Annotated in this window: 10 protein-coding genes and 1 pseudogene; 4 read left to right on the top strand and 7 right to left on the bottom strand. The window is 70.8% G+C overall.

Annotation, left to right across the window (positions count from 1 at the left end; genetic code table 11):
• Positions 1-30 precede the first annotated feature (30 nt).
• On the bottom strand, positions 31-1,263 hold the full coding sequence (locus VFZ92_RS27665) for a cyclopropane-fatty-acyl-phospholipid synthase family protein (protein ID WP_330878976.1): 1,233 nt from the start codon (positions 1,261-1,263) through the stop codon (positions 31-33).
• Positions 1,264-1,279: 16 nt separating this feature from the next.
• On the bottom strand, positions 1,280-2,677 hold the full coding sequence (locus VFZ92_RS27670) for an FAD-binding oxidoreductase (protein ID WP_330878977.1): 1,398 nt from the start codon (positions 2,675-2,677) through the stop codon (positions 1,280-1,282).
• A 112-nt stretch (positions 2,678-2,789) separates the two neighbouring features.
• Here VFZ92_RS27670 and VFZ92_RS27675 point away from each other — a divergent pair, with 112 nt between their 5' ends.
• Together VFZ92_RS27675 and VFZ92_RS27680 are read left to right on the top strand one after the other, a co-directional pair.
• Positions 2,790-4,394 carry an acyl-CoA dehydrogenase family protein gene (locus VFZ92_RS27675; RefSeq protein ID WP_330878978.1) on the top strand — a complete coding sequence of 535 codons (1,605 nt, stop codon included), beginning with the start codon at positions 2,790-2,792 and terminating at the stop codon, positions 4,392-4,394.
• A gap of 2 nt (positions 4,395-4,396) precedes the next feature.
• On the top strand, positions 4,397-5,062 hold the full coding sequence (locus tag VFZ92_RS27680; RefSeq protein ID WP_330878979.1) for a maleylpyruvate isomerase N-terminal domain-containing protein: 666 nt from the start codon (positions 4,397-4,399) through the stop codon (positions 5,060-5,062).
• A 479-nt stretch (positions 5,063-5,541) separates the two neighbouring features.
• On the opposite strand, the gene VFZ92_RS27685 is transcribed toward VFZ92_RS27680, so the two are convergent.
• The 4 genes from VFZ92_RS27685 to VFZ92_RS27700 form a co-directional block, all read right to left on the bottom strand.
• Positions 5,542-6,693 (bottom strand): acyl-CoA dehydrogenase family protein, encoded by a 1,152-nt coding sequence (locus tag VFZ92_RS27685; RefSeq protein ID WP_330878980.1) that lies wholly within the window; start codon positions 6,691-6,693, stop codon positions 5,542-5,544.
• A gap of 3 nt (positions 6,694-6,696) precedes the next feature.
• Entirely contained in the window at positions 6,697-8,634 is a 1,938-nt protein-coding gene (locus VFZ92_RS27690; RefSeq protein ID WP_330878981.1) for an acetyl/propionyl/methylcrotonyl-CoA carboxylase subunit alpha, read from the bottom strand.
• Positions 8,635-8,639: 5 nt separating this feature from the next.
• Positions 8,640-10,244 carry a carboxyl transferase domain-containing protein gene (locus VFZ92_RS27695; protein WP_330878982.1) on the bottom strand — a complete coding sequence of 535 codons (1,605 nt, stop codon included), beginning with the start codon at positions 10,242-10,244 and terminating at the stop codon, positions 8,640-8,642.
• A gap of 139 nt (positions 10,245-10,383) precedes the next feature.
• Positions 10,384-11,178 carry an SGNH/GDSL hydrolase family protein gene (locus tag VFZ92_RS27700; RefSeq protein ID WP_330879000.1) on the bottom strand — a complete coding sequence of 265 codons (795 nt, stop codon included), beginning with the start codon at positions 11,176-11,178 and terminating at the stop codon, positions 10,384-10,386.
• 183 nt (positions 11,179-11,361) lie between these two features.
• Here VFZ92_RS27700 and VFZ92_RS27705 point away from each other — a divergent pair, with 183 nt between their 5' ends.
• Positions 11,362-11,979: a TetR/AcrR family transcriptional regulator gene (locus VFZ92_RS27705; protein WP_414720032.1), complete on the top strand. Its 618-nt coding sequence runs from the start codon at positions 11,362-11,364 to the stop codon at positions 11,977-11,979.
• A 463-nt stretch (positions 11,980-12,442) separates the two neighbouring features.
• Positions 12,443-14,539, top strand: coding sequence for a phospholipase A2 (locus VFZ92_RS27710; protein WP_330878984.1), 2,097 nt, complete (start codon positions 12,443-12,445; stop codon positions 14,537-14,539).
• A gap of 12 nt (positions 14,540-14,551) precedes the next feature.
• On the opposite strand, the pseudogene VFZ92_RS27715 reads toward VFZ92_RS27710, so the two are convergent.
• Positions 14,552-15,700, bottom strand: a pseudogene (locus VFZ92_RS27715) (acyltransferase family protein); the annotation flags it as partial.
• Positions 15,701-15,730: the final 30 nt, after the last annotated feature.

Genomic DNA, 15,730 nt, shown 5'->3' on the forward strand with positions numbered 1-15,730 from the left:
GGTGGGAGCACCTCCCGCGCGACGAGCCGTTCACGCCCAGTCGGGGCGCAGCGGCATCCCGGACGCGGTGCCGTCGAGCTTCACGCCGAGCACCTGGTGGAGCTGGATGTTGTTGCGGTCGAAGCCCAACCTGCTCGCCGCGAGGTACAGGCGCCACACGCGCGCCCTCGCCTCGCCGACCTCCTCCACCGCCTCGTCCCAGTGGTCGTCGAGGTTGCGGCTCCACGCGGCCAGCGTGAGCGCGTAGTGCTCGCGGATGTTCTCCTCGTGCCGCACCTCGAAACCGGTGTCGGTCATCAGCGACACGATGTGGCCGGGGCCCACCAGCTCACCGTCCGGGAACACGTACCGGTCGATGAAGCCGCCGGTCCGCGCCCGCTGGAGGTTGTTCGGGCGGGTGATGCAGTGGTTCAGCATCCGGCCACCCGGCTTCAGCTTGCCGTACAGGGACTTGAAGTACGCGGGCAGCTTGGCCTTGCCGATGTGCTCGGTGAGGCCGATAGAGCTGATCGCGTCGAAGCCCTCCTCCCGCACGTCGCGGTAGTCCAGGAAGCGGACCTCGGCCAGTTCCGAGAGCCCCGCCTCCACGATGGCCTTCTGCGCCCACTCGGCCTGGTTGCGCGAGAGCGTCACGCCGACCGCGCGCACGCCGTAGTGCTTGGCGGCGTGCACGACCATGCCGCCCCAGCCGCAGCCGACGTCCAGCAGCCGCATCCCCGGCTCCAGCCCCAGCTTGCGGGCGATCAGGTCGTGCTTGGCGAACTGGGCGTCCTCCAGCGCGGCGCCAGGTTCGGGGTAGACCGCGCAGGTGTAGGCCATGGACGGGCCGAGCACCCACTCGTAGAACTTGTTGGACACGTCGTAGTGGTGTGCGATGGCCTCGCGGTCGCGGGCCTTCGAGTGGCGCATCCCGTGCAGCCGCCGCTCCTGGGCGGGCACCTCGACCCTGTTGTTGACCCTGATCCTGCCGAGCATGGCCAGCAGGTTGACCCGCTGCGCCCACGGCACCTCCCGCAGGCTCAGCTCCGACAGGTGCGCGAGCGCACCGTGCACGTCGCCGATGATCTCCAGGTTCCCCGTCACGTACGCGCGGGCCAGCCCGAGTTCGCCCGGCGCGGAAGCCAGGTAGGACAACGCCATGGGTGTGCGCACCTCGATGCGCGTGCCCGCCCCCTCCGGACCTGCGTGACTGCCGTCGTACGCGCTGAACTCGACGGCTTGGTCGCTGCCGACCACCTGCTGGAACACCTCCGCCAACCGCATGGGCCCCGGCTCCTTTCTACCTTCGGAGAACACACTTGGCGTACAGGCCGGGGAGTCGATTCCCCCTGTCGTACCGCCCCTTCAAGGCCAGGTAGGCCTCGCCGTTGTAGTGCCGCCAGAAGTCCGCTTCCTCGTAGTAGGAGTCGGAGTACAGCGACTTGTGCCCACCCAGCTCGGACACCTTCTCCTCGATCAACCGGTTGCGGCTACCCATTTCTTCCCCCTGGCGGAGCGCGACCGTCGACCAGAAACCCACGTTCACGTACAGCGTGTCCGCGTCCATCGGGTAGAGGGGCCACCCGGTGCGGTCGCGCAGGCGGACCGGGCACAGCCACACCGGGCTGATGCCGATCTCGCGCTCGAAGAAGTCGAGGAAGTCGGCCAGCCGGTCGACCGGGATCTCCACGTCCTGGATCACCGGCTCCTGGACGGCCCCGCTGAGCCGGTCGCTGAGGCCGTGCCGCCGGTCGAACGCGACGATCCTGCGGTAGACGTCGGACCGCAGGTACCGCTTGGGCCACAGCCTGCGGACCACCGGGTGCTGCGCGCCGAACGCCCGCGAGCACCAGAACCAGTCCGTGTCCCAGCGCCAGAGGTAGTCGCGGATCGTCAGGTGGTCCGTGCGGCGCGACTGGATCGACCGGTAGAAGATCCGGTTGCCGGTGTAGTCCGAGGTGCTCGGCGCGGTGTCGGTGAAGTTCGCCAGCGTCAGGTACATCTCGGTGCCGGTGAACACCGTGCCGTCGATGAAGTCGACCTTCTCACCCTGGTACTCGCCGTCGGCGCACACGCCCGCGATGACCTCGGCGCACTCGCGCGCGTCGCCGAACGGGACGTGCCGCAGCCGCACGTACGGCGTGACCGGCTCCAGCTCGATCTCCAGCCGCAGCGCGTAGCCGAGCGTGCCGTAGGAGTTCGGGAACCCCCGGAACAGCGGGTCCCTCGGGTGCACGACGACGACCTCGCCGTCACCCGTCAGGACCTCCAGCTCCTTCACGGACTCGTGCGGCAGCCCGTTGCGGAAGGAGCTGGACTCGATGCCGAGACCGGCGACGGCGCCGCCGAGGGTGATCGTCTTGAGCTGGGGGACGACCAGAGGCATGAGCCCGTGCGGGAGGGTCGCGTCGACCAGGTCCTCGTACGTCGTCATGCCCTGCACCTGTGCGGTGCGGGCCTTCGGGTCGACGGACAGGACCCGGTTGAAGCGGGCCACGTCGAGTCCGCCCGCCTGGTCCTGGCGGAAGCGGAAGAGGTTGGAGGTGGGCTTGGCGAGGCGCACGGGGCTGCCCGCCGGGATGGTCGCGTACTGCTGGCGCAGTGCCGCTACTGCCTCTGAGTGGGCTCCTGGCGGAGCCGCCTGCGCAGGGTGGCTGCTCACAGGTCCGACGTTAGGCCGATCAATCGTTCTCGGCATCCCCAAATCACCCGTCTGATGGGGGGTGCTCCCACACTGTGGTCGGACGAAACATCCGAGCAACGCGCAACCGGACATTACCGGCGAGTAGAAAGCGGTCTAGGCTGCTCGCATGACCCACGCCACGCACGAGGTCACCAACCAGGTGCCGCCGCTGTCCGGTCACGACGTCGCCGCGGACCCCGCGCTGCTCGACGCCCTGCACCGCGGCGGAGCCGGGTGGGCCGAGTCCGAGGTGCACGAGCTGGGCAGGCTCGCGGGCCTCACCGAGACCCAGGACCTCGCGCGGCAGGCGAACGAGAACCCGCCGGTGCTGCGGACGCACGACCGGTACGGGCACCGGATCGACGAGGTCGAGTTCCACCCAGCCTGGCACCGGCTGATGGAGACCGCCGTGGGCCACGGGCTGCACGCCGCCCCGTGGCGCGACGAGCGGCCCGGCGCGCACCTGGCGCGCGCGGCGAAGATGTTCGTCTGGAACCAGGCCGAGGCGGGCCACGGCTGCCCGATCTCGATGACCTACGCCGCCGTGCCCGCGCTGCGGAGGACACCCGAGCTGGCGGAGCGGTTCGAACCGCTGCTCGCCTCCCCCGAGTACGACTTCGGCCTGCGCGCGCCCGAGGGCAAGCGCGGGCTCATCGCGGGCATGTCGATGACCGAGAAGCAGGGCGGCTCGGACGTGCGGTCGAACACCACGACGGCCCGGCCCGCGGGCGACGGCACGTACGTGCTCACCGGCCACAAGTGGTTCACCTCGGCCCCGATGTCCGACCTGTTCCTCACGCTGGCGCAGGCACCGGGCGGGCTGTCGTGCTTCCTGCTGCCCAGGGTCCTGCCCGACGGCACGCGCAACGCGATGTTCCTGCAACGCCTCAAGGACAAGCTCGGCAACAGGTCCAACGCCTCCGCGGAGCTGGAGTACGACGGCGCGGTCGGCTGGCTCGTCGGCGAGGAGGGCCGCGGCGTGCGGACCATCATCGAGATGGTCAACACGACCCGGCTGGACTGCGTGGTCGGCAGCGCGTCCGGGATGCGCTTCGGCCTCACCCAGGCCACGCACCACGCGGCGCACCGCACGGCGTTCGGCGGCTACCTGGTCGACCAGCCGCTGATGCGCAACGTGCTGGCGGACCTGGCGGTCGAGTCCGAGGCGGCGACCACGGTCGCGATGCACCTCGCGGGCACGACGGGCGCGTTCCGCAGGCTGGCGCTGGCCGTGACCAAGTACTGGGTGTGCAAGCGCGGACCCGCGCACGCGGCCGAGGCGCTGGAGTGCCTGGGCGGCAACGGGTACATCGAGGACTCGGGGATGCCCCGGCTGTTCCGCGAGTCGCCGCTCATGTCGATCTGGGAGGGTTCCGGCAACGTCGCCGCGCTGGACGTGCTGCGCGCGATGGGCCGCGAACCCGAGTCGGTGCAGGCGTTCTTCGCCGAGCTGGACACCGCGAAGGGCTCCGACCGGAGGCTGGACGCGGCCGTCGACGCCCTGCGCGCCGACCTGTCGGACACCGCGGACGTCGAGCTGCGCGCCCGCAGGCTGGTGGAGCGGATGGCGTTGGCGCTCCAGGGTTCCCTGCTCGTCCGGTTCGGCCACCCGGCCGTCGCGGACGCGTTCTGCGCGTCGCGGCTCGCGGGCGACTGGGGCATCGCGTTCGGCACGCTCCCGAGGGGCGTGGACACCGGCGCGATCATCGAGCGGGGGCTGCCGAAGCCTTGACCGTGGACAGCGCGAGACTGCTGGGTGTCCTGGCGGACGAGGTCCGCCGCCTCCGCGTGCTGTCGGGCGGCGACCTGACCGCGCCCGTGCCCACCTGCCCCGGCTGGACGGTCGGCGACCTCGTCGAGCACGTCGCGCGGGGCTTCCGGACCGTGGTCGGCCAGGAGTCCGACCAGAGGGCCCCCACTCCGGCCGCGGCGCTGGACGAGGCGTACGGGGCCCTGGAGGCGGCGTTCGCCGAACAGCCGGACCACTTCTGGATCCGGCGGATGGCGCAGGAGGCGGCGATCCACCGGTTCGACGCGGAACTGGCGCTCGGCGTCCCGCTGACCCCGTTCCCCGAGGACTTCGCGGTCGACGCCATCGGCGAGATGCTGGACGTGTTCCTGAGCCGGGAGACGCACACCTGGACCGAGGACTACGCGGCCGACCTGACCGAGTGGGGCACGCACTGGCTGCGGGTCGCGGACTGGCGGGTCGACGTGCACCCGACGGGCGTGGAGGTGGCGCCGATCGACTCCCTGGACGCGGACGCGTCCGTGCTGGGACGGCCGGGTGCGGTGCTGCTGTGGCTGTACGACCGGGGTGAGGACGTGGTGGTGAGCGGGGACGTGGAGCGGGTCGCGCAGGTGCGGCGGTTGCTGACGACGGCGATGAACGTGACTTGAGGGGTGGGGACCCGCAGGGCGTCCGGTGGCTCGCTCGCCGTCCGGGCCACCCGGTGGACCCGCCCACCGTCGTGCTGTGGCTGATTTGACTCGGGGACCCCTTGTTTTGAGCCTTGATCGGGCTAAGAGGGCAGGTTGGAAAGCCTGCCCGATCACCAATTTTAAGGCTCAAAACCCCCGAGTAAAATCAGCCACGTTCCGCCTCGCCGCCCGCCGGTGAGCTGCGGGCCACCACCTGAACCCGTGACAAGGTCCACCCTTCCCACCGATTGGTGGGCTGAGCGCTTTTCACTTCTCGCATTGCGCGGTCGATGTGACTTGGGGTTTTTGGCGCTAAGATTTGTCGGGCGGCAAGCTTTCCACCTGCCGTTTTTTCCCGACGAGCGCCAAAAAGAGGGGCCCCAAGTCACATCGACCACACCACCGCAACTGGACCACCGCGACCACACCGCGACCACACCACCGACCTGCGACAGCAGTCACAGACCCAATTCGCGCGCGATCAGGATGCGCTGCACCTCACTGGTGCCCTCACCGATCTCCAGGATCTTCGCGTCGCGGTAGAAGCGACCGACCGGGTACTCGTTCATGAACCCGTACCCGCCGAAGATCTGCGTGGCCTCGCGGGCGTTGTCCATCGCCGCCTCCGACGAGACGAGCTTGGCGATGGCCGCCTCCTTCTTGAACGGCTCGCCGCGCAGCATCTTCGCCGCCGCCGCGTAGTACGCGAGGCGCGCGTTGTACGTGCGCACCTCCATGTCGGCGATCTTGAACTTGATCGCCTGGTACTCGCCGATCTTGTGGCCGAACGCCTCGCGCTCGCCCACGTACTTCAGGCACTCGTCGACGCACCCCTGCGCCAGCCCGACGCCGAGCGCCGCGATGGCGATGCGGCCCTCGTCGAGGGTCTGGAGGAACTGCGCGTAGCCGCGGCCCCTGGTGCCGAGCAGGTTGGCCTCGGGCACGCGGCAGTCGACGAACGACAGCTCACGGGTGTCGGAGGCGTTCCAGCCGACCTTGGAGTACTTCTTCGACACGCTGAAGCCCGGCGTGCCGGACGGCACGATGATGGCCGAGATCTCCTTGCGGCCGTCGGGCTTGGTGCCGGTCACGGCGGCCACGGTCACCAGGCCGGTGATGTCGGTGCCGGAGTTGGTGATGAACGCCTTGGTGCCGTTGAGGACCCAGTGTCCGTCCTCCAGCTTCGCGGTGGTGCGCAGGGCGCCCGCGTCGCTGCCGCCGCCGGGCTCGGTCAGGCCGAACGCGCCGAGCACCTCACCGGAGCACATCTTCTCCAGCCACCGCGCGCGCTGCTCGTCCGTGCCGAAGCGGAACACCGGCATGGCGCCGAGCGAGACACCGGCCTCCAGCGTGATCGCGACCGAGGAGTCGACGCGGGCCAGTTCCTCCAGCGCCAGGCAGAGGGCGAAGTAGTCGCCGCCCATGCCGCCGTGCTCCTCGGGGAACGGCAGGCCGAACAGGCCCATGCGCCCCATCTTGGCGACGATCTCGTACGGGAACTCGTTGCGCTCGTAGAGGTCTCCGATGACGGGGGCGACCTCCTCGCGGGCGAACTCCTCGACGGTCTTGCGCAGCGCTTCGTATTCCTCATCGAGGCGGAAGTCCAACATCGGTCACTCCTGGTGGGGGACTACGACGGCTAGGGTCTGGTCCAGCGCGACCTGTTGGCCCGCCTGGACGTTCACTTCGGCGAGCACGCCGTCGACGGGTGCGACGACGGTGTGCTCCATCTTCATGGCCTCGACCACGAACAGCGCTTGGCCTGCGACGACCTCGTCCCCGGTGGCGGCTCGGACGACCAGGACGGTGCCGGGCATCGGGCTGGTGACCGGTCCGGCGGCGCTCGCGCCCGCCTTCCCGGTCGACTCCAGGGGTTCGGTCTCGGTCAACGCCCACGACCGGCCCTCGGACCCGAGCCACAGCACGTGACCGTCACGGGCCATCGCGTACCGCCGCGTGTCGACGACCAGGTCGCCGCCCCGGACCTCGGCGCGGGTGCGCACCGGTTCACCGCCGCCCACGACCACTTCAGCCCCGCGGACCCGCACCTCGGTGGTCTCGCGGCCCGCGACGTCGACGCGCAGCGTCGTCCACGCGTGCTCGCCCACCCGCCAACCCCCGACCTGGTCCCACGGGTCGGTGCCCCGGCCCGCCAGGGCCAGCTGCCGCTCCAGCGCCGCCGCGGCCAGCACCTCGTCCGGCACCTCGTGGGTCACCAGCTCGTCGAGCTTCCGCTCGACCAGCCCGGTGTCCAGGCGCCCGGCCCGAACGTCCACATCGGACAGCAGCGCCCGCAGGAACGGGATGTTCGTGGTGACGCCGAGCAGCACGGTCCGCCCGAGCGCGGCGTGCAGCTTGCGCAGCGCCTCCTCGCGGGTGCGGCCGTGCGCGATCACCTTGGCCAGCATGGGGTCGTAGTCGCTGCCGACGCGCAACCCCACCTGGAGCGCCGAGTCGACCCGCACGTCCTCGGGCTCGTGCAGCACGAGCACCTCGCCGCCGGTCGGCAGGAAGCCGCGCGCCGGGTCCTCGGCGTAGATGCGGGCCTCGACCGCGTGCCCGGTCAGCGGCACCCCGGTGAAGTCCAGCGGCTCGCCGGACGCCACCCTGAGCTGCCACTCCACCAGGTCGACGCCGGTCACCAGCTCGGTGACCGGGTGCTCGACCTGGAGCCGGGTGTTCATCTCCATGAAGAAGTAGTCGCCGGACGTGCCGTCGACGATGAACTCGACCGTCCCCGCGCCCAGGTAGCCGACGGACTTCGCGGCGTCCACGGCCGCCTGCCCCATCGCGGCACGGGTCTCCGCATCCAGCAGCGGCGACGGCGCTTCCTCGATGATCTTCTGGTGCCGCCGCTGGAGGCTGCACTCGCGCTCGCCCAGGTGCACGGCGCCGCCGTGCGCGTCGGCCAGCACCTGGATCTCGATGTGCCGGGGGTTGGTGACGAACCGCTCGATCAGCAGCGTGTCGTCGCCGAACGAGCCGCGCGCCTCCCGACGGGCCGACTCGATGGCGTCGCGCAGCGCCGACGCCTCGTGCACCAGCCGCATGCCCTTGCCGCCACCACCGGCGGACGGCTTGAGCAGCACCGGGAACCCGATCTCCTGAGCGGCTTCCACCAGCGCGTCGTCGCTCATGCCTGGTTCGGTGCGCCCCGGCACGACCGGCACGCCCGCCGCCCGCACGGTCAGCTTCGCGCGGATCTTGTCGCCCATCGCCTCGATCGCGTCGGGGCTCGGTCCGATGAAGACCAGCCCGGCCTTCTCGCACGCGCGGGCGAACTCCGCGTTCTCCGCCAGGAAGCCGTAGCCGGGGTGCACGGCCTGCGCCCCCGTGGCCAGCGCGGCCTCCACGATCCGCTCGATCGAGAGGTAGCTCTCCCGCGCCGAAGCGGGCCCGATCCGCACCGCCGCGTCGGCCTCGCGCACGTGCCGCGCGTCGGCGTCCGCGTCGCTGTACACCGCGACCGACCGGATCCCCAGCCCTCGCAGGGCCCTCACCACCCGAACCGCGATCTCGCCGCGGTTGGCCACCAGAACGCTGTCGAACATGCCGCTCACATCCGGAAGATGCCGTAGGAGACCGGGTCCAGCGGCGCGTTCGCCGCCGTCGACAGCGCGAGCCCGAGCACCTGGCGGGTGTCCATCGGGTCGATCACGCCGTCGTCCCACAGCCGGGCCGTGGAGTAGTACGGGTTGCCCTGGTCCTCGTACTGCTGGCGGATCGGCGCCTTGAACGCCTCTTCGTCCTCCGCCGACCACTCGTCGCCGAGCTGGTCGCGCCGCACCGTCGCCAGCACCGACGCGGCCTGCTCGCCGCCCATCACGGAGATGCGCGCGTTCGGCCACATCCACAGGTAGCGCGGCGAGTACGCCCGCCCGCACATCGAGTAGTTGCCCGCGCCGAACGAGCCGCCGATGACGACGGTGAACTTCGGCACCCGCGCGCACGCCACGGCGGTCACCATCTTCGCGCCGTGCTTGGCGATCCCGCCCGCCTCGTACTCGCGCCCGACCATGAAGCCGGAGATGTTCTGGAGGAACACCAGCGGCACCGACCGCTGGTCGCACAGCTCGATGAAGTGCGCGCCCTTCACGGCCGACTCGCCGAACAGGATCCCGTTGTTCGCCACGATGCCGACCGGGTGCCCGTGGATGCGGGCGAACCCCGTGACCAGCGTCGAGCCGTACTCCTTCTTGAACTCCTGGAACCGGCTGCCGTCCACGATCCGCGCGATCACCTCGCGCACGTCGTACGGCGTCCGGCTGTCCGTCGGGACGACGCCGTAGAGCTGCGCCGGGTCGACGGCGGGCTCCTCGCTCGGCTCGACCTCCCACGGCCGCGGGGCCCGAGGCCCGAACGTGCTCACGATCGACCGCACGATCCGCAACGCGTGCGGGTCGTCGTCGGCCAGGTGGTCGGTCACGCCGGACGTCCGCGAGTGCAGGTCGCCGCCACCCAGGTCCTCGGCCGTGACCACCTCACCGGTGGCGGCCTTCACCAGCGGCGGACCGCCGAGGAAGATCGTCCCCTGGTTCCGCACGATCACGGCCTCGTCGCTCATCGCGGGCACGTACGCACCGCCCGCGGTGCACGACCCGAGCACCGCGGCGATCTGCGGGATCCCGCGGCTCGACATCGTCGCCTGGTTGAAGAAGATCCGCCCGAAGTGGTCGCGGTCCGGGAACACCTCGTCCTGCCGGGGCAGGAACGCCCCGCCGGAGTCCACCAGGTAGAGGCAGGGGAGGTTGTTGTGCAGCGCCACCTCCTGCGCGCGCAGGTGCTTCTTCACCGTCACCGGGTAGTACGTGCCGCCCTTGACCGTCGCGTCGTTGGCGACGACGACGCACTCGCGCCCGGACACCCGCCCGACCCCGGTGATGATGCCCGCGGCCGGTGCCTCGTCGCCGTACATCCCGTCCGCCGCCAGCGGCGACAGCTCCAGGAACGGCGAACCGGGGTCGACCAGCGCGTCCACCCGGTCGCGCGGCAGCAGCTTCCCGCGCGCCACGTGCCGCTCCCGCGACTTCTCCGGCCCACCCCGCCCGGCTTTCGCGAGCTTCGCCCGCAGCTCGTCGACGAGGGTGGCGTGCTCCTTCGCGTAGCGCTGGAACGCCTCACCGGACGGATCGGCGGCGGTACGCAGGACGGGGGCGTCCATGGGCTCCTCGCGACAGTAGTTAGCAGCCGTTAACCACACTGATGTTAGCGGCTGTTAACAGGCCCGTCCACCGGGCTCGCGCAGCACCCCAGGAGGGTGGGAGCCCGGCAGCCCGAGCGGACCGCCGGACTCCCCCGTCTCAGCCAGTGACCGCCGTCAGGGCGGGCAGGTAACCGAGCCGCTGGCCGTTGCGGTTCGGGTGGTAGGACTCGTCCACCGGGAAGCTGAGGCTGTTCAGCCACCAGTCCCCGGAGCAGATCTCGTGCCCGCTGAACGCACCCCGCACGTCCTGGTACGAGAACGACTTCGCCCCCGCCCGCGCGGAGATCACACCCGCCAGCACGTCGGACGCCGAGTTGATCGCCGCCCGCTTGGTGTCGCTGAGCCCCACGCTGCACGAACCGGGGACCTTGTACATGCGCGGGTACCCGAGCACCACGACCTTCGCCGACGGCGCCCGGCCGCGGATCTGCGCGTACACGGTGTCGAGCAGCCCCGGCAGCGTGTTCTGCGCGTAGGCCTTCGCCGTGTTCGTCCGGTTCACGCAGTCCTGGTCCGACCCGAACGTGCAGGTCGTGATCACGTCGGTGAACCCGGCGTCGTTCCCACCAATTGAGATGGACGCCAACGTCGTGGACGCCGACAGCGAGCCGACCTGGTTGGCGAGAACATCACCCGTTCGAGCACCGGAACAGGCCACAAAGGTGAATGACGTGACCGAATGCGCAGCCGCCCACAACGCCGGGTAGGAATAGTTGCTGCGCTTGCAGGACCCACTGGAGGAAATGTACGAACCCGTGCCGAGACCGGACGAGTAGGAGTCACCGAGAGCAACGTAGTTGACCGCCGCAGGGGCAGCAGCCGCAGGTAGAACACTGGACAGGACAGCGGCGGCGGCCATTGCCGCCACAGCCAACAACCGAGCAGGGCGCATCGAGGTCTCCCCAGGAGAAGCCACGCAGGATGTGATGCCGAACACAACGATTGTTACCACCAGGTACACCTATATAAATAGATCGAGTCAAGAGTTAACGAACCGTGAATTGATCTAGAAAACACCCGCCACCCCAACCGGGCACCAGCCGAGGTTCACGTTCGCTAACACCCAGGTCCTAGGATGGTCCCCGTGCCGGACACCGCCCCAGCCAAACCGACCCGCCGCGAACAGATCCTCACCGCCGCGGCCGAGCTCTTCGCCCGCCACGGCTTCCACGGCGTGGGCATCGACGACATCGGCGCCGCGGTAGGCATCTCCGGCCCGGCCCTGTACCGGCACTTCCGCAGCAAGGACGCGATGCTGGGCGAGATGCTCACGTCGATCAGCGAACGCCTCCTGGAAGGCGGCCAGAAGCGCGTGGAGGCCTCCACCAACCCGGACGACGCACTCCGCGCCCTGGTCGGCTGGCACGTCGACTTCGCCCTGGACGACCCGGCGCTCATCACCGTGCAGATCAGAAACCTGGCGAACCTCACCGACCCGGACAGGCGACGGGTCAGAGCGCTGCAACGCCGCTACGTGGAGGTCTGGGTGGACACCATCCAGCACACGGTGGAGAACGCGGACGAACCAACGGCCAGAGCAGCGGCCCACGCGGTCTTCGGCCTGATCAACAGCACCCCGCACAGCGCCCACCTGGACCGCGCGCAGATGGCGGCACTGCTGACCCGCATGGCCCTGGCCTCCCTGACAACAGCCGGAGCCCTGGAAGAAACCACCACCACAGCCGCCCTGTAGAGCGCACGGGCAAAAACCCAGCACACCATCCAACCCAACCTGGCCGGCCACGGAACGTGGCCGATGCGACTTGGGGTTTTGAGCCTTGAAGTTGATGATCGGGCAGGCTTTCGGACTGCCCTTGCGGCCCGATCAAGGCCCACGAGAGGGGCCCCGTGTCACATCGGCCGCACCGCGCTGGAACCGGCAGCCACTTGGCGAGCACCCCCAGCCCCGCAGACTTGGCGGGCCCCCCGGACCCACAGCCGCCCACACCCCGCAGCCACCCGCGCCCCATTTCGCCTCCACCCGAACCACCACACCCCCTCCCACCAGCCCTTAAACCTCCGACTGGCCACACAGCGTTGTCATTCCGTAACCTAACCAGCCAATGGGTGAAGCACCGGCAACCAGCACCGCAACCGACACCGGAGGGTGGCCGGGAATCCGGCTGCTCTCCCGCTTACCCGCGTGGTTCCGCTTCGTGGTGGTGGCGCTGGTCGTCTTCGTCTGCGGCGTCATCGCGTCCCGCCCAGCGGGCGCCACCGACGACCGCCCCCTCAGCCCGGACGTCGCGGCAGCGGCCAGAGCCGTGCACTCGATGACCAACCCGTCCCGCACGCACGACCCCCTCGACGACTTCCCCGAGGACTTCGGCCAGGTCCAGGGTCGCAACCCGAGGACCCTCACCACCCCGGACGGCACCCGAAGGGCCGTCCACCCCACCGGCGAGTGCTCGGGCCCGGCCGGTGAGACCGAGTGGGACTTCAGCCTCGCCTGCAAGGCCCACGACCTCGGCTACGACCTCCTCCGCTACGCCGAGAGCAAGGGCCAACCCCTCGGTCCCGCGGCGCGCAAGTCCATCGACGTCCAGCTCTCCGAGGACATGCACGCCCAGTGCCGGGCGAACCCGAGGGGCGCGGAGACCCAGTGCCACGCCGTGGCCCAGCTCTACGCGGGCGGCCTGAGCTTCAACTCGTGGCGCCAGCGCTGGGGTCCGCCCGGCCACGAGCCGGTCCTGGCGTGGGGCTTCGGCAGCGCCGTGGTGGTCTTCCTCCTGCTCGCCCGCCTCCCCGGTCGCAAGCGCGGGCCCACCGCGCCGCACACCGCCGAGTTCACGCCGCGACCGGCCGCCCAGGACCGCTACGCCACGTTCCTCCGCCTCGCCAGCCTCGGTCTGGTCGTGCTGGGCCAGTCCGTCCTCACCGTCATGCACTGGGCGGGCGTGAGCGCGAACTGGCTGTGGCTGCTGACCTGGGTCCTCCAGGCCGTCCCGATCTTCTTCTTCGCGGGCGGCCACGCGAACCTGCTCGCCTGGCAGGAGGTCACGGCGCACCACGGCGGCTACGGCAGGTACCTGTCGAGCCGGATCGCGTGGCTGCTGCGCCCGGTGCTGGCGTTCATCCTGGCCTGGCTGGTGCTCCCGCTCCCGCTGGAGCTGCTGGACGTCCCCAAGGTCCGCGTGGAGGCGTTCGGCAGGCTCATCGCGCACCCGCTGTGGTTCCTGGGCGTCTACCTCGTCGCGGTGGCCGCGACGCCGCTGATGGCGTGGCTGCACCGCCAGCTGCGCCTGGGCACCCCGCTGGTCCTGCTGGTCGTCATGGCCTCGGTCGACGGCGTCCGGGTCATCTTCGAGTGGCGCACCGGCGGCTACCTCAACCTGCTCCTCGGCGCGCTCCTCCTCCAGCAGCTCGGGTTCTTCTACGCCGACGGCACGCTCCGCCGGATCTCCCGCAAGGTCCTCGGCGTGCTCGCGTCGGTCACGGTGCCCGCGCTGCTCGGCCTGATCACCTACGGCGGCTACCCGCGCACGATGATGGCGATGCCCGGCGAGGTCGGCTCCAACCTCAGCCCGCCCACCGTGTGCCTGCTGGTGCTGGGCCTCGGCCAGATCTGCCTGGTGACGCTCCTGCGCGACCGCGCGACGGTGTGGCTCGCGGGCAGGCACCAGTGGAACGTCGTCATGTTCGCCCGCACCGCCCCCATGACCGTCTACCTCGGCTACCTGACGATCCTCGCGGCCGTGGTGGGCGTCCTCGGCCTGCTGGACGCGCCGACCGCCGCCGCGTTCACCGTCGCGGACTGGCTCGCCCGCCCGCGGTGGCTGGCGGTGCTGGTGCTGCTCCTGCTGCCCGTCCTGCTCCTGTTCCACCGCTTCGAGCGCCACGCGTCGCTGTTCCCCGTCTTCCACTGGACGTCAGCGGAGTCCCACCGCTCCCGGCTGGCCGCCACGCTGGGGGTCGCGTTCGGCGCGTTCGGCGTGCTCGGCTTCGTCGTCACGGGGTTCGCGGGCACCAGCGCCACCCTGATCGTCCTCCAGGTCGACCCGCTCCAGAACCTCATCCACCTCCTGCTGGGCTGGTACCTGCTGCACGCGGCCCGCGCGGGCACCTGCCACGGCCGGACGTCGTGGCTCCTGGCCGCCACCGCCTGCGTCCCCCCGCTGCTCGTCCTGGAGCCGAACACCCTCGGCGTGGTCCTGCACGTCAGCACGATCTGCCTCGCGCTGCTCGCGGCGGTCGCGAAGCAGCACCCAAGTCACCAGGCCGAACACCGGGAGCCAGAGGAGGCGCTCGCCTAGCCAGGCGAGCCCGTCGGGCTCGGTGAGCAGCCCCGGCAGCGGCCCGAACGCCGACCCGACCAACGTCACGGCCAGCAGCGCGCTCTGGTGCACCAGGAAGATCGGCAGCGCGCGCCGGTTCACCCACGCGACGAAGCGCGGGAGGAACACCGGCCGCACCAGCAGCACGACCCCGATCTGCGTGAACGCCAGCGCCAGCGCCGCAGCCGACGGCGGGGCCAGGTTCGACCGCTCCCCCGGCACCCCGACGGCGCTGGCCGGGTACCCGCCGTACCGCACCAGCACCGCGAAGGCCACCGCCCCGACGAGCGCGGGCACCACGCCCCACCACCGCCGCGCACCCACCCGCGCGACGACGATCCCGAACTGCCAGGCGGCCCACCACACGGCGACGACGTTCACCGCGGGCACGTCCAGCAGCACGACCAGCAGCACCGGCGGCGCCACGGCCGCCACACCGAGAACGCGGTCCAGCAGCCGGAACACCGGCGTCATCGCGGACAGCAGCAGGTAGACCCCGAGGAACCACAGCGGCGTGGTCACCAGGTGCACCACCGACAGCAGGGTGACCTGCGGCAACCCCCGGAACCACAGCCCGCCCAGCACCACCACCCAGAACCCGAGCAGCAGCAGGACGGGCACCACGACGCGCCGCACCCGGCCGAGCAGGGACGACCGGGACCGCGCCGCCCCGAACCCGCCGACGAAGAAGAACAGGCCCAACGTCTGGAGCACCCACGTCACCGGCACGAACCCCGGCAGGGTCCGCAGCGGGCTGTCGATGCCCACCCCGTCGACCCCGGCGACCGTCGCGGTCACCAGCCAGTGCCCGACGACCACCCCCACCACGGCGATGGCCCGCACCGTGTCGACGACGGGATCACGACCGCTCACCGTCCACCTCCGAACCCCGACCCGCCTGACCCGCTCGCCCCGCCCGAACCCGACCCACCTGACCACCTGACCCACCGGACCCGTCCGAACCCGATCCACCTGATCCACTGGATCCGCCCGACCTCGATCCCGACCCGCCCACCCCGTACGACCCGCCAGAACCCCGAGCCGCCCAACCGGCCCGACCGGCCTGACCCGCCTGACCGGCCTGACCCGCCCGACCGGCCCGGACCCCGGCCTGACCCGCCCGGACCCCGGCCGCGCCACCCGCCCCGCAGGCCGCCAGCCAGTACCCGG

Origin of the sequence: Umezawaea sp. (genome assembly GCF_036375055.1) — a bacterium.
Classification (GTDB): domain Bacteria; phylum Actinomycetota; class Actinomycetes; order Mycobacteriales; family Pseudonocardiaceae; genus Umezawaea.